At 70.6% G+C, this 17,665-nt stretch carries 13 protein-coding genes; 6 read left to right on the top strand and 7 right to left on the bottom strand.

The genetic code is table 11. The features are described from left to right. The first annotated feature begins 3 nt into the window (after positions 1 to 3). On the top strand, positions 4 to 2,631 hold the full coding sequence (locus CYFUS_RS19215; protein WP_095986542.1) for an AAA family ATPase: 2,628 nt from the start codon (positions 4 to 6) through the stop codon (positions 2,629 to 2,631). A 4-nt stretch (positions 2,632 to 2,635) separates the two neighbouring features. Next, on the top strand, positions 2,636 to 3,475 hold the full coding sequence (locus CYFUS_RS19210; protein ID WP_095986541.1) for a DUF2520 domain-containing protein: 840 nt from the start codon (positions 2,636 to 2,638) through the stop codon (positions 3,473 to 3,475). 63 nt (positions 3,476 to 3,538) lie between these two features. Here the strand turns inward: CYFUS_RS19210 and CYFUS_RS19205 are convergent, their stop codons facing one another. The 3 genes from CYFUS_RS19205 to CYFUS_RS19195 all read right to left on the bottom strand — a co-directional run bounded on the left by CYFUS_RS19205 (position 3,539) and on the right by CYFUS_RS19195 (position 5,256). Then, entirely contained in the window at positions 3,539 to 4,114 is a 576-nt protein-coding gene (locus tag CYFUS_RS19205; protein WP_095986540.1) for a head protein, read from the bottom strand. After that, a complete protein-coding gene (locus CYFUS_RS51740) occupies positions 4,111 to 4,299 on the bottom strand; it encodes a hypothetical protein (protein ID WP_198316629.1) in 189 nt (62 codons plus the stop codon). The genes CYFUS_RS19205 and CYFUS_RS51740 overlap by 4 nt, the downstream gene beginning before the upstream one ends. A gap of 564 nt (positions 4,300 to 4,863) precedes the next feature. Beyond that, positions 4,864 to 5,256: a LysM peptidoglycan-binding domain-containing protein gene (locus tag CYFUS_RS19195; RefSeq protein WP_095986538.1), complete on the bottom strand. Its 393-nt coding sequence runs from the start codon at positions 5,254 to 5,256 to the stop codon at positions 4,864 to 4,866. Between the two features lie 209 nt (positions 5,257 to 5,465). Between CYFUS_RS19195 and CYFUS_RS19190 the strand changes: the two genes are divergently transcribed. Continuing rightward, on the top strand, positions 5,466 to 6,104 hold the full coding sequence (locus CYFUS_RS19190; protein WP_095986537.1) for a TetR/AcrR family transcriptional regulator: 639 nt from the start codon (positions 5,466 to 5,468) through the stop codon (positions 6,102 to 6,104). A 49-nt stretch (positions 6,105 to 6,153) separates the two neighbouring features. Beyond that, positions 6,154 to 7,395 carry a cytochrome P450 gene (locus tag CYFUS_RS19185; protein WP_095986536.1) on the top strand — a complete coding sequence of 414 codons (1,242 nt, stop codon included), beginning with the start codon at positions 6,154 to 6,156 and terminating at the stop codon, positions 7,393 to 7,395. A 98-nt stretch (positions 7,396 to 7,493) separates the two neighbouring features. Here CYFUS_RS19185 and CYFUS_RS19180 read toward each other — a convergent pair whose 3' ends face one another. Then, positions 7,494 to 8,777: a hypothetical protein gene (locus CYFUS_RS19180; protein ID WP_095986535.1), complete on the bottom strand. Its 1,284-nt coding sequence runs from the start codon at positions 8,775 to 8,777 to the stop codon at positions 7,494 to 7,496. Positions 8,778 to 8,885: 108 nt separating this feature from the next. Here CYFUS_RS19180 and CYFUS_RS19175 point away from each other — a divergent pair, with 108 nt between their 5' ends. Continuing rightward, positions 8,886 to 11,828, top strand: coding sequence for a hypothetical protein (locus CYFUS_RS19175; protein WP_095986534.1), 2,943 nt, complete (start codon positions 8,886 to 8,888; stop codon positions 11,826 to 11,828). Positions 11,829 to 12,041: 213 nt separating this feature from the next. Further along, positions 12,042 to 13,259: a sensor histidine kinase gene (locus CYFUS_RS19170; RefSeq protein ID WP_198316628.1), complete on the top strand. Its 1,218-nt coding sequence runs from the start codon at positions 12,042 to 12,044 to the stop codon at positions 13,257 to 13,259. Between the two features lie 21 nt (positions 13,260 to 13,280). On the opposite strand, the gene CYFUS_RS19165 is transcribed toward CYFUS_RS19170, so the two are convergent. The 3 genes from CYFUS_RS19165 to CYFUS_RS19155 are packed head-to-tail and all read right to left on the bottom strand — an operon-like array spanning position 13,281 to position 17,599. Further along, the gene (locus tag CYFUS_RS19165) at positions 13,281 to 14,711 is read right to left on the bottom strand and encodes a hypothetical protein (protein ID WP_157758525.1); all 1,431 of its coding nucleotides are present in this window, start codon (positions 14,709 to 14,711) and stop codon (positions 13,281 to 13,283) included. After that, positions 14,698 to 16,638 (bottom strand): hypothetical protein, encoded by a 1,941-nt coding sequence (locus CYFUS_RS19160; RefSeq protein WP_157758524.1) that lies wholly within the window; start codon positions 16,636 to 16,638, stop codon positions 14,698 to 14,700. The genes CYFUS_RS19165 and CYFUS_RS19160 overlap by 14 nt, the downstream gene beginning before the upstream one ends. Position 16,639: 1 nt before the next feature. Continuing rightward, positions 16,640 to 17,599: a FecR domain-containing protein gene (locus CYFUS_RS19155; protein WP_095986530.1), complete on the bottom strand. Its 960-nt coding sequence runs from the start codon at positions 17,597 to 17,599 to the stop codon at positions 16,640 to 16,642. Positions 17,600 to 17,665: the final 66 nt, after the last annotated feature.

Genomic DNA, 17,665 nt, shown 5'->3' with positions numbered 1-17,665 from the left:
TGAATGGTCGACAGCTCGGATTTCGCTCAGGTACTCCACGAAGCCTCGGACATCGCCCAGAGCGTTGAGCACAAGCTCACCTCGGCGCACGTGCTGCTGGCTCTCTTCACGGTGGAGAACCGGGCCCAGTTGCTCCTTCGGGAAAAAGGGGTCAACGAGGACAACCTCCTGGAGCAACTGACGGCGCACGACGCGGAGCAGGACGGTCTGGTGCGCACCCTGTGCATGCGGGCGCGGGAGATCGCCCAGAGCATCGGCTCGCGCGAGGCGGACTGCCTGCACCTGCTGGTGGCGTTCACGCGCGTGCCCTGCACCGCGAGGGATCTGCTGGCCAAGACGTGCTCGCCGTTGATGAACCTGGCCAACACGGCGCTCTCCTACTGCGTCAGCGGGAGCACGCCCCGACGCTACCAGCCGGGCCGGGCGAACACGCCGCTGACCATGCCCCGGCCCTCCCGGCCTCCAGGCTCGCCCCCCTCGGCCCCGCCCGCCTCCATCCTCGCCCCGAGCGTGTCGCGCCCCCTGCCCGCCCTGCGCGCGCCCTCTCGGCCCGCCCTCTCCCCGCGCGATCTCATCGACGAGGTGCACGAGGACGTGGCGCCCCCCTCGCCGCCCGCGGCCCGCGCGCCCTCGCGCACGCCCGCGCCCGTTGCCCCTCCGGCGGCGCCCGCCCCCGTGACGCCCCCGCCCGCGACGGCGGCTCCCCCGACGGCCACGCCCTCGACGACGTCCGCCCCCGTGGCCGCTCCGGCCACCCCTCCGGCGACCCCCCGCCCCTCGCCCACCCCTCCGCCCGCGTCCCGTCCGGCGGCGCCGGCTCGCTCCGCCGCGCCCCTGGTGCTCGACGAGAAGCGCTTCCCGGTGCTCACCTCGCAGGGCCGCAACCTGAGCCGGCTCGCCCAGGAGGGGAAGTTGGATCCGGTGGTGGGCCGCGCCAAGGAGATCGACGAAGTCATCGACGTGCTCGGCAAGCGGCGCACCAACAACCCGTGCCTGCTGGGCGAGGCGGGCGTGGGCAAGACGGCGGTGGTGGAGGGCGTGGCCCAGCGCCTGCTGGAGCTGCGCGGGAGCCTCGCGGAGAAGATCCTCATCGAGCTGGACATGGCCACGCTGGTGGCGGGCACCCAGCTGCGCGGCGCCTTCTCCGAGAAGCTCAACGCCCTCAAGGAGGAGGTGCGGCGGGCGGACGGTCGCGTGGTGGTGTTCATCGATGAAATCCACACGCTGGTGGGCGCGGGCTCCACGGGCGAGGGTCCCCAGGACGCCGCCAACGAGCTGAAGACGGCCATGGCGCGCGGGGAGTTTCCCTGCATCGGCGCCACCACCCACGACGAGTACCGCAAGTTCATCTCGCAGGATCCGGCGCTCGAGCGGCGCTTCACCCCCGTGGTGGTGCACGAGCCGTCGGTGCCGGAGACGGTGGAGATCCTCCAGGGCATCATCGGCCGCTACGAGGACCACCATGGCCTGCGCTACGAGCCCGAGGCGCTGGTGGCCGCCGCGTCGCTGGCGTCGCGCTACGTGACGGACAGGTTCATGCCGGACAAGGCCATCTCCGTGGTGGACCTGGCCGGCTCGCGGTGCAAGCGCGAGGGCAAGGAGCTGGTGGAGGCGGGGGACGTGGCGCGCGTGGTGGCGAAGATCGCGGGCATCCCCGAGGAGCGCCTGCTGATGACGGACTCGGCGCGGCTGTTGCGGCTGGAGGCGGACCTGGGCGAGCGCGTCATCGGCCACGAGGACGCCATCTCCCGCATCTCGCGCGTCATCCGCCGCAACTACGCGGGCTTCGCCTCGCGCCGGCCCATGGGCTCCTTCCTCTTCCTCGGCCCCACGGGCGTGGGCAAGACGGAGATGGCGCGCGCGCTGGCCGAGGTGCTCTTCGGCAGCAAGGATCTGCTGGTGCGCCTGGACATGAGCGAGATGTCCGAGAGCCACGGCGTGTCGCGCCTCATCGGCTCGCCCGCGGGCTACGTGGGCTATGGGGACGGCGGGCAGCTCACGGAGCCCGTGCGCCGCCGCCCCTCGTGCGTGGTGGTGCTGGACGAGATCGAGAAGGCCCACCGCGAGGTGCAGCTCTTGCTGCTCCAGGTGCTGGAGGAGGGCCGGCTGACGGATGGCAAGGGAAGGCACATCGACTTCTCCAATACCGTCATCGTCCTCACGACGAACCTGGGCGCGGAGGCCTTCCACAGCAAGAGCCGGCTGCTCGGCTTCGGCAATCCGCTGGCCAAGAACGCCACGCCCGCGGGCGACATGGAGGCGGCGAGCAACGCCGCGCGCCAGGCGATGCCGCCGGAGTTGTGGAACCGCATCGACGAGCGGCTGCCCTTCCGCCCCCTGGGCGAGGCGGACGTGGCGCGCATCGCCACCCTGCTGCTGGACGAGAGCCGCAAGCGGCTCGCCACGGAGAAGAGCATCGAGTACGTGGCGGGGCCGGACGTGGTGGAGCTGCTCATGAAGTCGGGCGGGTTCGATCCGAAGCTGGGCGCCCGGCCGATGCGCCAGGTGGTGCAGCGGCTGGTGGAGGCCCCCCTGGCCGAGCGCATCCTCGCGGGCGAGTTCATGACCGGCGATCGGGTGCGGGTGAGCGTGCAGGCCGGGGAGTTGCAGTTCCAGCGCGAGGAGCGTTGAGCCCGTGAGCGCCGCGCGTCCTAATCGCCCGAGGGTGGTGGTGGTGGGCGCGGGCCGGGTGGGCGGCGCGCTCGCGCTGTCACTCGCGGCCAGGCGCTGGCCGGTGCGAGTGTGGGTACGCTCCGAGGAGGCGCGGCGCCGCGTGCGGGACTGGGGGCTCGGGCTCGCGACGGAGAAGGACATCGCGAGTGCGCGCGTGTGCCTGTTGTGCGTGCCGGACAAGGCGGTGTCGCCGGTGGCCGAGGAGTGGAAGCCCCGGCTCGCGCGGGGCGCGGCCCTGGTGCACTGCGCGGGTGCCCTGTCGCTGGAGGCGCTCGGTGCGCCCCGGGGACGGGTGCTGGGCTCCTTCCACCCGCTCGTCGCGGTGTCGGACGCGCGAGACTCGCTGGCGGGCAACTCGGTGGCCCTGAGCACCCGCTCGCGCTGGCTGGGCGAGGTGTTGGAGCGGATGGCGAAGGACGTGGGACTGCATGTGCTCCGGGTGAAGGAGCGACAGCGGGCCGCCTACCATGCCGGGGCGGTGCTGAGCGCCGGGGGCGTGGTGGCGGCCCTGTCCGCGGCCGTGGAGGCCCTGCGCGTGGCGGGCATTTCCGAGGAGGAAGCGCTCGCGGCGCTGTTGCCCCTCACGCGCTCGGCGCTGCGCGGGGTGGAGGCACGGGGGCTCTCGGCGGGCTACACGGGCCCCATCGCCCGGGGAGACGCGGAGGTGGTGGCGGCACACCTCTCGGCGCTCCCTCCGGACGCGGCCGCGGTCTACCGGCCTCTGTCCCGACGTGGGCTGTCGCTCGTCGGCCACCGCCTCCCCGCCGAATCCCTGGCGAAGCTGAAGACCATCCTCGACTGAAGACAGTCAACCCCTGGGCCGCAACGGGTGACTGTGTCGAAGCGTGCTCCGACGGACTCGGTCCTATCCTTCAGGTTCATCCACGCGGGCGGCGATGGAGAAGGAATATATCGAGCGGTGATTGATATTGGGGTGATACACGGCGAGGTAGGGCTCGCCGGAGATTTGGATGACTGCTTGTCTGGGCGGCGCGGCCTGTCCCTGAAGCCACGCCTCTGCCTCTTCCCTCGTTGCGAAGGCTGCCACGGGAGGAGGTAGCCCCTCGCGCATCCGCGTGCCGAGGTAATACTCAAAGACAGGATGAGGAAAGAGGCGGCGGTGTTTCTTCTCTCGGATGTAGATGAGATGATGATACTGGTCCGCCACCAGGACGTAAGCAGAAGAAGGCGGGTCCGGGAGTTCATTCAGCCATGAGTCCGCCTCCTCGCGCGTGTTGAAGGACGCGACCACATGCGGAGGATCATCGGACACGAGGTGTTTGCGATAGTCCTCGAAGACGTATGTCTGACCCGTGGATTCGATGAAGAGAAGAGCATCGAAGATGACGTCCAGAAACTCCTGCTGCTCCTGGGATTGAGGGGTGATCCCCATCCCCGCGAGGAAATCCGTGGCCTTGATGAGGAGTTCGCGCGTGTTCATCGCGCCCCCTCCGCACCCGGAGTTCCCGATGAAGCTTCCGCGGAGATCATCAGGACCACGGGTGCCAACACAACGGCTGCCGCCCCGGCGGAAACCACGACGAAAGTCACCCCCGCTATCACGATGATGCTCCCGGCCAGGACGTCCATCCGGTGGCGCTTCAGCCAGTCGACCGCGCTGTCCATCGAAGTGAATTCCTGGGGGCGAAGCTTTTCCAACTCCAAGCAGTCATTATAGGCTTGCTGACAGCTTCTTCGGCAGAACTCCGATTTCCCGCCGCTCTTTCTCGGAGAGGTAAAACTCCCGTATCCGCGAGGAAGTGGACGAGCCATGCACTCTTGGTAGCACGCTCGATTCTCTTCGTCACAATCCCTCTGCCTGGCCGCCACTGGGACGAGGCGCCCCGCTTGTCCACCTGTGTCTGGTTGGCGTTGGTAGGGAAAACGAGTGACGCTGTCGGTGGATTGCCACGAGTGAGTGATCTGCCCGTCCGGACGTTCCTCGATGATGAGCACGAAACTGGACGGACTGGCTGCGCTCGCGTCGTGGGGGAGCACATGGCGGGCGGCGCTACACGAGACGAGCAACGCGCACAGGCCTACAGCCATGAGTTTCTGGTGGGTTGTACCGGTCCTCATGGCCGTATCCTACATAGCCCGACTGCGGAGGCTGCGGAAAAGGGCAGCACGGCACCGCTGCCGCCCGAGCACTTCCGAGACAGGGGCCGATGAAGCACCCTGCTCTTCGCATCAGGAGGTGGCGATCGACTTGGGCGGCAGCTTCAACACCTGGCCGACCTTGATCTGATCCGGGTTCTTGAGCTGGTCCTTGTTGATCTCGAAGATGCGCGGGTAGAGCTTCGCATCGCCATAAATGTCCTTGGCGAGCTTGCTCAGCGTGTCCCCGGACTTCACGGTGTACACACCGTAGGGCTCCGCGTGGGTCACGTTCAGCATCACCACGATCTCGTTCTGCCAGTTGGCGTGCTTCGCCTTGATCTGATCCCACATGCGATCCCGATCCCAGGCATGCTCCACCGTCCCCTGGATGATGAGCTTGCCGTTCTCCTCGCGGGACTCGACCTTCGCTCCCACGTTCTTCGCGACGTCGAGCACGTCCTTGTAGTCGTTCTGCAGGGCCATGGCTTTCCTCTCGTCACCACCCGGAGGAAGGCTCTCCCTCCGGTGGAGCGCCGCACTCTAACCATCGCCCTCCCTCACAACAGGCGAGGCACCCGATCCATGGCCCGGATGACGGGCTGTCAACAGAGCCGGGGTCGCCCGTCCCGCACTCCGCCCCAGGCGTTGCACATCCGCTTGTTCCGGCCTCTCGATGAATATATCTTCATCGCATGAGGAAACGCTCACCCTCCGAGCCGGGCACGAAGACACTCCGGGAACGACTGCGCGAGGAGACGGAACAAACCCTCCTCGAAGCGGCGGAGCAGCTCTTCGCCGAGCAGGGCGTGGGCGGCACGCGGATCGAGGACATCTCGAAGCGGGCGGGCGTGGCCGTGGGCACGCTCTACAACTACTTCGAGGACCGCGAGGAGCTGCTCGCCGCGCTCATGGCCCGCCGCCGCGCGGAGCTCGTGAAGATGCTGGACGAGGTGAGCGAGGCGGCCCGCGGCAAGCCCTGGCACGAGGAGTTCGACGCCTTCCTGCGCGCGACGCTCACCTTCCTGGAGCAGCACCGGCGCTTCTTCTCCCTCCTCGTCCAGGGCGAGGTGACCGCCCTTCGCCACACGACGGAGAAGACGAGCGGCTCGGGACTCGACGACATCCACGCCTGCGCGGAGCGGCTCGTGCGGCGCGGCGTGGCCGAGGGCGTGCTCAAGCCCGAGTTCGCGGCGCTCTATCCCGCACTGCTGCTCGGCATGCTCCGCTCCGCCATCGTCCATGACCGGTACGCGGATTCACCCGGCCCGCTCATCGCGCTGCTGGAACCCTTTCGCGACTTCTTCCTGAAAGGGGCGGGGAAGAAGCGCTGAGTCTCAACCCGCGGTCGCCCCCCTGACCCTCGAGAAAGCCCCTACCCCCATGCAAGCCAGTGACTACAACCCCCTGTCGTCCACGGTGCAGGCCGATCCCTACCCCTATTACGCGGCGCTCCGGGAGCACTCCCCCATCTATTTCAACGAGCAGCTCGGCTGGTACATCGTCAGCCGCTACGAGGACGTCGTCGCCATCACCAAGAACCCGGCGGTCTTCTCCTCCGCGCGCGCCATCGTGCAGCCGGAGAAACTCGACGCGGCGGAGAAGGTGGCCCCCATCTCCGTGCGCAGCTTCCGCCGGGGCATCCTCATCGGCGAGGATCCCCCCACCCACACGAAGACCCGGAACCTGGTGACCCGGGCCTTCACCCCCAAGCGCATCGCCGAGATGGAGCCGCGCATCCGGCAGATCGCCCGCGAGCTCATCTCCCAGCTCCCCCGCTCGGGCGAGTTCGATCTCATCAAGGACCTGGCCGAGCCGCTGCCCATGATCGTCATCGCGGAGATGTTGGGCGTGGAGCCGGAGCGTCGGCACGATTTCAAGCGCTGGTCCGATGATGCCATCGCCATCTCCTTCGCGCTCGTCAAGGGCGCGGAGCTGTCCGGCCTCGAGCACAGCTCCCGCGAAATGGCCGACTACATGGCGCGGGCCCTGGAAGCGCGCCGCCAGCAGCCTCGGGAGGATCTCATCCAGGCGCTGCTGGACAACGGCGTGCGCGAGGGCCTGCTCTCCGTGGACGACGCGTCCGCCTTCTGCCGGCTGCTGCTCGTGGCGGGCAACGAGACCACCACCAACCTGCTCGGCAACGGCATGCGCGCGCTGCTCGGCCATCCCGATCAACTGGAGCGGCTCACGCGCGAGCCCTCGCTGATCCCCAACGCCGTGGAGGAGATGCTTCGCTTCGACTCGGCCGCGCAGGCGCTCTTCCGCAAGACGACGCAGGAGGTGGAGGTGTCCGGCGTGCGTATCCCCGCGGGGGCGAGCGTCCTGTTGCTCTTCGGCTCCGCCAATCGCGACCCGCGCAAGTTCCAGGATCCGGATCACTTCGACGTGACACGCAACGTCGCGGGACAAGTCGCCTTCGGCCACGGCATCCACTTCTGCCTCGGGGCACCCCTGGCGCGGCTGGAGGCCAAGGTGGCGCTGGAGGAGTTGCTCACGCCGGACCGCCAGCTCTCCCTGGTCCCCGGCCAGCGCCTGGAGAACGTGGCGCACTTCACCCTCCGGGGCCTCAAGTCCCTGCGGCTGCGCACGGAGCCCGCGCGGAGCGCTCGCGCGAGCGCTTGAGCGAGAAGGGACACACGGGGGCGGGAGGACCCGCCCTGGCGCGCGGCGCTCGGGATGCCTCTGCTCCCTGGCGCCGCGCGGCGAGGCCTGGGGCTCAGCTAGCTGAGGATGATGCGGGGCCCCTGCAGGGCGTTGCGCACCGCGGCCAGGTCGCGCTCGGACATGGCGTCGCCCTCGGTCATCTGGCGCAGGCACACGTCGCCCTTGCCCTCGAGCACCAGCTTCTTGAGGTCACCCAGCAGCACCGAGGCCGCCTTGAGCATCTCCTCGTTCTGGGGGTTGGGCGGCGCGCCCTTGCCGGCCTTCTCCTCCATGTACTTGGTGAAGCGGCGCACCGTGTCCACCATCTGGTTCGGGTCGAACTTGGCCAGCACCGGCTTGAGCCGCTCCATGTTCAGCTTGAGCAGGTGCAAGGGCGCCCGCGAGCGCTCGAAGCTCGCGTGCAGCGGGGTCACCTCGGTGCGATCGAACGCGCCGAGCAGCCCCTCGTCCGGCGCCTGCACCGAGTGCGGCACCACGTCCACGAACAGCTCCATGGGCGCCACGCCCTGGGTGAACGCCTGGAGCTCCTCCTCGTCCACCGGCGGGAAGTCCTGCGGCGTGCCGATGAAGAGCATGGGCAGGATGAGGTGGCCCCAGAACTCGTTCTGCGCCGCGCCCGTGCTCGCCTGCGTGCCGAACAGGTGCGCCATCAGCTCCACGATGCGCGGCGCCACTTCCACCTGCTCCGACAGCTTCTTGCCCGGCTGCATCTGCTGCAGCGCCGTGAGCACCTGGCCCTCGAACTGCTGGCGCACTTCCTTGGGAATCTGCGCCCGGCCCAGCGCGTCGCGGATCTCCCGCGTCAGCGCGTCCGGCGTGGAGTCCAGCGCCTTGACCGTCTTGGCCGGATCCATCACCAGGAACTGCATGAAGCCCGGATCGATGAGCCGCTGGTAGTCCGCCGGGCCCAGCTTCTGCCCGCCGCCCGCGCCGCCAAAGCGCGCCTTGCCCAGCATGCCGCGGATGCTCGCGGACAGCTCCTCCAGGCGCGACAGCTTGCCGGCGATGAGCGAGTTCATCACCTCGCCAAACGGCGACAGCACGATGAGCGCGTCGGGGAAGCCCAGCGACGCCCCCTCGGGGGACTCGCGGTTGAGGAACCAGAACGCGCCGTGATCGCCCGCCAGACGCTCGGCCAGCGCTCCGCCGATGCCCAGCGCGAGCACCTGGTGGTTCTGGTTGTTCGGATCGAAGGCGCCGCCGAGCAGGTTCGGCAGGGCGGATTCCACCTCCTGCCAGGGCGTCTTCAGGAGATCCACGGGCTTGCCCGCGAGCTGCTCGAGGGCAGCGGCGACCTGGGCCTGGGCGGATTGGACATGCGGAGGGGCGGGATGAGCCATGAAGGATTCCTCTTACGGGACAGTCGACCGTAACGAAACGAACGCCCCCTTACCGCGAAATCCAAGTTCATCGCCATCAATTGCGCACCCCCCTAGGATGGGTGTCCGATGCCGCGCCGCTTCCTCCCCCTCCTGGTGCTCCTGCTCTCCCTCACGGGGTGCGCCTTCGTCACACCCCGCTTCGAGCAGAACGTCCAGACGGACTTCGTCCGGGCAGACATGCGCAAGCTGACCACGCGCACGCTCGAGCTGTACTACCCCGCCCGGCTGCGCCCCAGCGCCTTGCGCATCGCGGCGCGGGTGGAGGACTGCGTCGAGCGGCTGCGCCTGCTGCCCCGCCCCGCCCGCTCGCGCTCCCGGGTGCTCGTCTACCTGACGGGCGAGGACTTCAACAACGCGTACGTCGCCCCGGACTACTCCAGCAGGCCCCAGCAGATGGTGTTGCCGGCGCACATGTCGCTGGAGCTCTTCAACCTCCTGGGCTTCGGCCCCGCGGAGCTGGGCGCGGTGGGCTGTCACGAGGCCGTGCACTACGTGCAGATGGAGCAGACGGGCGGCCTGTGGGGCGCGGTCAACACCGTGACGGGGGGCCTGTTCCAGCCCAACACCCTCACCGAGTCCTGGTTCCTCGAGGGGCTGGCCGTCCATTACGAGGGACGGCTGGGCACGCACCAGGGCCGGCCGCACAGCCCGGTGTGGCGCGGCTTCTTCGAGGCCGCCGCCCAGGAGCTCGGCGGGGACTTCCACCCGGGCTACCTCTCCCCCGAGCACCGGCGGATGGACCCCTTCGGGGGCAACTACCTCATCGGCAGCCACTTCGTGGAGTGGCTCGCTCGCACCTACGGGGAGGAGCGGCTGTGGCGGCTGGTGGAGGCGCAGGGCACCACCCTCGTGCCCCCCGTGGCGGTGACGCTGCGCTTCAAGGCCGTGTACGGCTCCACCCTCGGCACGCTCTTCCGCGAGTTCACCGAGAGCCTCGCCCGGGAGCTCCCCCGGCGCGAGCGTCCCCCCTCGCAGCGGGTGCTCGCCCCCGAGGTGGGCTACTTCGCCCGGCTCGCGGCCTCGCCCACCGACGGCGCCCTGGCCACCGTGGACGTGGGCCGTGACGCGGTGCCCCACCTCACCGTGCGCGAGCGCGATGGCTCGCCGCGCTTCAGCCGCTCGCTCACCCAGTTCCTCCCCGGGCGCCGGTGGATCTCCACCCACCCGCTCAACATGAGCGGCCTGTCCTTCTCCGCCGATGGCCAGTCGCTCTTCCTCGTGGCCGCGGACGTCGACGCCCTGGGCAGCTACCTGTCGCGGGTGTGGCGGGTGGACGCGCGCACCGGCGAGGTGGTGCGCACGTGGGAGGGAATCGAAGGCATGGGCGGCGGCGTCACGCCGGATGGCCAGGCGTATGTCTTCGTCCACGTCCAGGGCGACACCGCCAACCTCGTCCGGCTGGAGCTCGCCACCGGCGCGCGCTCCCCCCTCACCCACTTCGAGGGCCAGGTGTCGCTCGGGCCTCCGGCCGTGTCCGCCGACGGGCGCGTCGTCTTCCCCCGCCTCACCCCGCGGGGATGGAACCTCGCGCTGCTCGAGGCCGATGGCTCCGTGCGCCCGCTCACCGACGACGCGCACTTCAACTACTCGCCCCGCTGGCTGGACGCGGGCCGGATCGTCTTCCTGCGCGAGCACGCGGGAAGGTGGCAGGCGCACGTGCTCGAGCTCGCGGGCGGCGAGCCCCTGCGCATCACCGATGCGCCCCACCTCGTCATGGACGTGGCGCCGCTCGGCGGCTCGGAGGTGGTCTTCCTCAACCGCCACGGCTTCGACTTCTCGCTGGATGCCGCGCCCCTCGTCGCGCCCGCCCCGCCCGAGGCCCTCGCCCAGGCGCCCGCGCCCGCCCTGGAGCCCGCCCAGGAGGCCCCGCCCCCCGAGTCCGTGCCCTCCTCCACGCCTCCCTTGGAGCACCCACTCGACATCCTCACCGACGAGCCCTACTCCCCCCTGGAGCGATTCTTCCTGCCGGAGCTGCGCGCGCCCTATGTCTACGTGCTGCCCGACGCGAGCACCCCCGGCCGGTTCATCGGCTACGGGGGCCTGTTGCTCGCGGGGCAGGACAGGCTGGGCTTCCACCAGTACGCGCTCGGGGTGGAGGCCGACACGCGGCTGAGGGATCCCAGCATCACGTTCGACTACGGCAACGCCCTGCCCGCCCCCTGGTACCTGCGGCTGTCCGGAGCGCGCGTCGTCCAGGAGGGCCGCAGGGATCTCCAGGCCTCGCTGTCCCTGTCGCGCACGTTCTGGACCACGCCCGTGAGCTTCAGCCTGCTCGGGCTGCGCCGCGACTGGTACGCCACCTCCAAGCGCCCGGGCGTGCGCACCTCGCTCATCGGCCCCTCGGCCAGCGTGTCCTACTTCGCCGGGGAGAGCACCTCCTACGGCGGCACGCAGCGGGGAATCGGCCTGGCGCTGGGCGCGGGCGTGTACCCCCTGGCCTTCGACGAGACCCGGCCCTTCGCGGACGTGCGCGCCGAGCTGAGCGCCTACCTGCCCGGACTGCCCTTCGTGCGGCGCGACAACCTGCAACTGTCACTCGTGGGCCGCGTCCTGCCCCAGGCCCCCGAGGGGCTGCTCCAGGTGGGGGGCGTGCCCCTGAGCTCCTTCGCCCTCCAGCGGCGCCAGGGCCCCGAAGACACCCGCAGCGTGCCCCTGCGCCTGCAGCCCGGACTGAGCTTCGTGGAGACCCTGCGCGGCTATGAGGACTTCGCGCTCAGTGCGCGGCAGGTCCTCATCGCCACCGCGCGCTACCGCTACCGCATCATCATCGACCACGGCTGGACGTCCTTCCTCTGGCTGGCGCCGTCCTTCTTCATCAGCCAGTTGGAGGCGGAGGCCTTCGGCACCTGGGCGCGCACGGACGGACGCGCGGATCATCGGGCGGCGGGAGGCGCTCTCTTCCTGCGCACCCGCTTCGGGCAGTCCATCCCAGTGTCGCTTTTCTACCAATACGCCCGGCGCTTCGATGACGGGCTCGGTCACCTCCATTTGGTGGGTATCGCGCTTTAGGCCGGACGCCGGGGTGATTCCCCTTCCAGCAGGGGATATCTCATGTAATTCCTTGATGACATGACAGGCCGGACCGCGCCTGCTCCCTTGCAATCACGGCGGAAGAGCCGCAGCTTGCCCTACCTTCTGGATCTCCAATCCGGGACGGGGACCTCCCCTCCACCCGGGTGGGGGAATGTGATCCAGGAACCCTCGCCACCGGAGGTCCCGCAGATGAGAACGACTCCCAATCCCGCGGCCGAGTCCGTGCTGGTGGTCGATGACGAGCCGACCCTGCGCACCCTCCTGTCCTTCGTGGTGCAGCGCGCGGGAGCCCACCCGGTGCTGGCGCCGGACGCGGCCACCGCGCGCAAGCTCGCCACGGAGCAGTCCTTCGCCTGCGCGCTCATCGACAAGAACATGCCCGGGGAGAGCGGCCTGGAGTTCCTCAAGTGGCTGCGCTCGGCCCAGCCCGGCTGCAACGCGCTCATCGTCACGGCCTACGGCAACGTGGACAGCGCCGTGGAGGCGCTGCGGCTGGGGGCCTTCGACTACCTGCTCAAGCCCTTCGAGGTGGATGCCCTGGAGCACCGCCTCAAGCTCGCCCTGCAGCAGTACCAGATGCGGCAGGAGCGCGAGCGGATGCAGGCCATGCTGGTGCAGTCCGATCGCCTGGCCTCGCTGGGGCTGTTGGCCGCCGGCGTGGTGCACGAGGTGAACACGCCCCTGGCCTACATCCTGTCCAACCTGGACTGGCTGGACGAGGAGCTCCCCCTGCTGCGCCAGGCGCTGCGCGGCCCGCCGACCACGAGCGGGGAGCCGGGCTCGCTCGCGCAGCGACTGGAGATGGTGGAGAGCACCCTGCGCGACATCCGCGAGGGCGCCGAGCGCGTGCGCGACATCGCCCGGGACGTGAAGGCGTTCGCGCGGGACTCGGACGACGCGAGCATGCTCGTGGATCTGCGCGAGGTGCTCGACGCGGCGCTGAAGCTGGCGCTGGTGCACATCCGCTACCGGGCCCGCGTGGTGCGCGACTACCAGGAGGTGCCCCTGGTGATGGCCAACGAGGCGCGGCTGGCCCAGGTGTTCCTCAACCTCGTGGTGAACGCCGCCCAGGCCATCCCCGAGGACGGGGGCTCGCATCAGATCAGCGTGCGGCTGTGGACGGGCGCCAAGGGCGAGGCGTGCGCGGAGGTGGAGGACACCGGCACGGGCATCCTCGCGGAGAACATGGCGAACCTCTTCCAGCCCTTCTTCACCACCAAGCCCCGGGGCGAGGGCACGGGCCTGGGCCTCTTCATCTGCAAGTCCATCATCGAGTCCTTCGACGGCACCATCACCGTGAACAGCCGTCCGGGACAGGGCACCACGTTCCGCATCTCGCTGCCGCCCCACCTGCGCAGCGCCAACACCACCGACGCCCTGGGGCCGATGTCCATCGCGGCCTCGTGAGGCGCGTGGGCGCCCAGGCGCCTACCAGGTGACGGGCACGGCCGAGGAGGTGACGGGGGTGGCCACCACGGGCTGGTCATCCGTCGCATCCCTGCCCTGGGCGCCCACGCGGAAGGAGCACGAGCCCGGCTGTGAGACTCGCAGGTAGGCGGAGAACACCGTGCTCTTCCCCCCGGGCAGATCCACCGCGCTCGGCGTGGGCCCCGAGACGATCCACACCAGGCATCCCTGGCTGCCTTGCGCGAGGCCCGCGCCATCGAGCGCCACGCCCCGCACCTCGGACTGGCCGATGTTCTCCACCGTGGCCTCGACGCCGAACACCTCGTTCACCCGGACACTCGGGGGCAACTGGGTGAAGCGCACCGCCAGAACCCCTCGCTTCAGGACGGTGAAGGGGGACGAGGTGACCTCCGCGAAGGGCACCGCGTTGCCGGTGAGCGCATCGGCGCCGGCCGCCTGGACCTTGAAGAACCCTTCGCCGGCGGTGGTGGCGAGAACGCTCCAGACGAAGTCCCGGCTCTCCTGGGGCTCGAGGTCCACTTGATTGGGAACGGGATTGGAAGGCAGGGCCACGCTCACCCCCTCCACGGAGGGAATGGAGGGCTTCACGTCACTCAACCGCACGTCGCTGTCGTTCGTCACGCGCAGGGTGAGGGTGAAGGGCTGGTTCACGTTCACCACCTGGGACGAGACGAGGAGCGTGCTGGAGGGCCGGGCGCGGACGTCCACCTGGAGTTGCTGGAGGGGAGCCGCCTGGAGCGCCTGCCCGGTGATCTCCTCGCGGCCCTCGAGTTCCAGCGCGAAGTGGACCGTCCCCTCCGCGCGGGCCGCGAGCTTCCACGAGAAGGAGGCGTCTCCCCCCGGTTCCACGTCCAGGGGCTCCGGCTCGAGCGCGGAGAGCAGCTCCACGCCTCCCGCTTCCACCGGACGCAGCAGCGCCCGGACACCGAGCGCACGCGTGCTTCCCGAGTTGTGCACCGTCAACACCAGGTGGGTCTGCTCGTCCGGCCACAGCCGCGGCCGCTCCACGAAGGCCTGGGCGGTCAACGACGCGAGCGGCTGCTCCGAGGCGTAGTACGCCCGCGGCAGCTCCACGCGGCCCCCCAGGGGCGTCACCACCGTCAGCGGGTACCAGCCGGGAGCGAGTCCCTCGGGAATCTGGACCCTCAACGTGTGCGTGTCCGTCCACGAGACGTCGTCGAGAGAGCGCGCGCCCAGGTAGACCTCGAAGTCGGAGTCCAGGGTCACCGCCTCCTCACTCCCCAGGTGCTGGGTGGGGAGGCTCAGGAAGTTCTCGCCCTCGATGACGCCGGACACCGGCGCCGTGGTCAGCCCCCAGCCGGGCACCAGACGGTGCACCCGGGGCTCGTACCCGCCGCCCTGGGAGCAGGAGAGCCCGAGCAGCCCCAGCAGCAACACCCCTGCCCAGCGGATCCGATCAGAAGAGCTCAAGCCGGTACCCCACGTGGAACCCGGCCCCCTGGAGCACGCCCCTCAACACGGGCAGGGCCGGATCATTGAAACGGAAGAAACGCACTTCGGCGAACGGCTGCCCCGGCCCCACCCTCGCCCCCGCGCCCAAGGTCACCTGCCCTCCGAGCACCAGGGTGCTCTGCTCCAGCTCGAGTCCCTCGCCCCAGCGCGCGCGACCCCGCACCCACGCCACGCCCACGCCCGCCCCGGCCCATGCCTGAATCCCGTACTCGCGCGGCGTGCGCAACGCCACCGCCAGCGAGGTGTCGAGGATCCCATTCTCCCCGGAGAAGCCGGGCACCACCGTTCCGCCCGTGCGCGAGAACCACAGGTAACCGGTATCGAGCCACACCCCCACGGAGGGCCACGCGCGCACCGGCCACGCCTCCACGCGCAGCCCCACGGACCCCGCCCGCACGTCCGCGAGGTTCGTCATCACGCCCACGCGCGGCGCCAGGGACAGCACGCTGCGGCGCAACAGCGGCAGCGTGCCGTGTTCGATCAACCCCCCCGCGCGCACCACCACCTCGGACAGCTGATCCATGCGGGACTCGGGCGGCACGTAGCGCAGCTCGTACTGGCCCGGCGCCTTCGCCTGGAGCGTGCCCTCCAGGCCCCCGGTGAGCGAGGCCTCGGGCCGGGAGCCCACGACGGGGTTGCCGAACCGGTCCTCCAGGGAGATGTGCCAGGCCGCCTCCGACAGCCCGTCCGCCACCAGCACGGGCCGCAGCGGCGCCATCCGCACCCGGGCGAGCTCCCCCGCGCACAGCTTCAGGCGGCGTGTCGCCACCGGCTCTCCACTCCCCTCGCGCAACAGCCGCAGCTCCACGGACTCGCGTCCCGCGAAGCGCGCGGGAAGCGTCAGCCGCGTGGCGTACTCCCCCACCCGCTGCTCGACGAGCGTCAGCTCCTCCGAGAGCTCCGACGCGAGCCGCAGTCCAGCGCGCGTGGGATTGCCCACCGCGTCGCGGGCGGAGACCTCCACGAGCACACGGGCCTCCTCGGACGCCACGAACTCGTCGCGATCCAACCGCATCTCGAAGTGCTGGGCCGGACCGGGCCGCGCCTCCACCTGGACGAGCAGGGACCAGCGCGGCTCGCGGCCCACCACGCCTCGCAGCTCCAGCGGGCCCATGGGCCCCGGCGGCACGGTCCAGCTCACGAGGAAGACCCCGGGCTCCCGCTCGACGGGCGCGCTCACGCGGCCGCGCGACACGGAGAAGGAGAAGGCACGGGGCGGCCGCCGGGGCGTGCCCGAGAGGCGCGACAGATGGAGCCACACCTCCACCGTCTCCTCGCGATCGGCCCACACCTCCCGTCGGTTGGGGACGGCATGCACGTAGGGCCAGGGAGGCAGCCCGAGCTCGATGCGTCGGGAGCCGAAGACGGCCGCCCGCACCCCGGGAGGCACGGTGATGGGAACACGCGCCAGCCCCTTCTCATCCGCGGGAATCGGCCCGAAGGTCTGCTCACCCACCCGGAGGGAAACGGGAGCACGGGCCCGGGTGCGCACCTCGGCCTCGCCCTGGCCCCAGAGCGGCAGGACGGTCCACCCCTCCAGATCGCCCCGGGGCCCCCGAGCCCGCGCGACGAGGATGACCTCTCCGGGGCGGCTCTGCCGGGGCGGGACGTAGGTGGCGCGAAAGACGCCCGGTGCCACGGACGTCGGCGAGCCCACCTGCCCCGCGCTCGCGAACAGCTCGAGCCGAGTGGCCTCCGGTGGCAGCTCCACCCGCACCTCCACCTCGCCTCCCCCGCCGAGCACCACGTGCGCGGGCTGGCACACGAGACGGATGCCCTGGGAAGGGAGGCTCGCGGCGTCCGCCCGGGCGGCATGCACGGGGGCCAGCCCCGCCATCACCCCCACGAGGAGCAGCACGCATGGCACCCGGTATGCCCTCATCACGTCAGGGGGCCTCGTTCCAGCGGAACTTCACCGACTCCGCCGGGGGGCTCGCCGGGTTCCGGAAACGGCAGGTCAGGGAGACCTCCCGCGTGGCACCACCCGGCTCCCGCGCGAACACCTTCACCCGCGAGCGGCCCGGGGCCTGGGGCACGTCCGCGCGGAAGCTCCCATCCGCGGACACCTCCGCGGGCTCGTCCTCCACCCAGACCTCCGTGCCCACGCGCACCTTGCCCGAGAGCGACAGGCACAGCGTGTTCGCGGTGGGAGCCCTGGCCACCTTCAGCAGCACGTCCAGGGGAATGGGCTCGGGGTCGACTGGCCTCGCGCCGTCGAACACGATGCCCTGCTGCCCCGCGCCCACCTGGATGTGGGCGCCCGCGGACGACAGGTCCACCGCCCCGCCCCGCGTCACCACCGCCACCAGGGTGCCGCGGCGGAGCATGGTGAAGCGCGCCCCGCGCGTCTCGGCCACCGTGCCGCCCTGGCTCCGCACCCGCAGCACGCGCTCCTGGCTCTCGCGGTAGTCCACGTCGATGCGACCCCGCTCCAGGCTCAGGGTGTGCACGTCGCGCGTGAACTCGCCCACCCGAACCTCGGAGCGCTCGGGGATGGACAGCCGCGACGCCTCATCTCCCACCTCGAGATCCACCCGGGCCCCGGGGCCGGTGCGCACCGCTTCGTCCGAAGCGAGCGAGTCGCCCACCCGCAGCTCCATCCAGGCCTCGCCCCGGGTGCGCTCCACCGCGCCCACCACCTCGATCACCCGGGCGCGCGGCGCCACCTCCACGACTGGAGCCGGAGCGGGAGCGGGAGCCGTGGGCACGACCCCCCCGGGCTCTGGCGCGTCCGGCGCGGAACGGCCGAGGAAGAACCCCCCGGCGCCCAGGGCCAGCAACAGCACCAGCAGCAGGACCAGACTCCACCCGCGGGCACGTCCGAACGGCTCCTGGCGCTGGCTCACGTCCGCGCTCCCCGGAGTCTCGTGGACTGCACCCTCGGCCCTGTCCGCATCACGCCTCCTCGCTCC

Source organism: Cystobacter fuscus (assembly GCF_002305875.1).
Lineage (GTDB): Bacteria > Myxococcota > Myxococcia > Myxococcales > Myxococcaceae > Cystobacter > Cystobacter fuscus_A.
This window is presented reverse-complemented; position numbering and strand designations above follow the sequence as displayed.

What these genes read in the sequence shown, in the direction of transcription:
- CYFUS_RS51740 (WP_198316629.1), bottom strand. Translation starts at nt 4,299, where the DNA reads ATGGACAGCGCGGTCGACTGGCTGAAGCGCCACCGGATGGACGTCCTG.
- CYFUS_RS19170 (WP_198316628.1), top strand. Translation starts at nt 12,042, where the DNA reads ATGAGAACGACTCCCAATCCCGCGGCCGAGTCCGTGCTGGTGGTCGAT.
- CYFUS_RS19185 (WP_095986536.1), top strand. Translation starts at nt 6,154, where the DNA reads ATGCAAGCCAGTGACTACAACCCCCTGTCGTCCACGGTGCAGGCCGAT.
- CYFUS_RS19180 (WP_095986535.1), bottom strand. Translation starts at nt 8,777, where the DNA reads ATGGCTCATCCCGCCCCTCCGCATGTCCAATCCGCCCAGGCCCAGGTC.
- CYFUS_RS19190 (WP_095986537.1), top strand. Translation starts at nt 5,466, where the DNA reads ATGAGGAAACGCTCACCCTCCGAGCCGGGCACGAAGACACTCCGGGAA.
- CYFUS_RS19205 (WP_095986540.1), bottom strand. Translation starts at nt 4,114, where the DNA reads ATGAACACGCGCGAACTCCTCATCAAGGCCACGGATTTCCTCGCGGGG.
- CYFUS_RS19175 (WP_095986534.1), top strand. Translation starts at nt 8,886, where the DNA reads ATGCCGCGCCGCTTCCTCCCCCTCCTGGTGCTCCTGCTCTCCCTCACG.
- CYFUS_RS19215 (WP_095986542.1), top strand. Translation starts at nt 4, where the DNA reads ATGGTCGACAGCTCGGATTTCGCTCAGGTACTCCACGAAGCCTCGGAC.
- CYFUS_RS19195 (WP_095986538.1), bottom strand. Translation starts at nt 5,256, where the DNA reads ATGGCCCTGCAGAACGACTACAAGGACGTGCTCGACGTCGCGAAGAAC.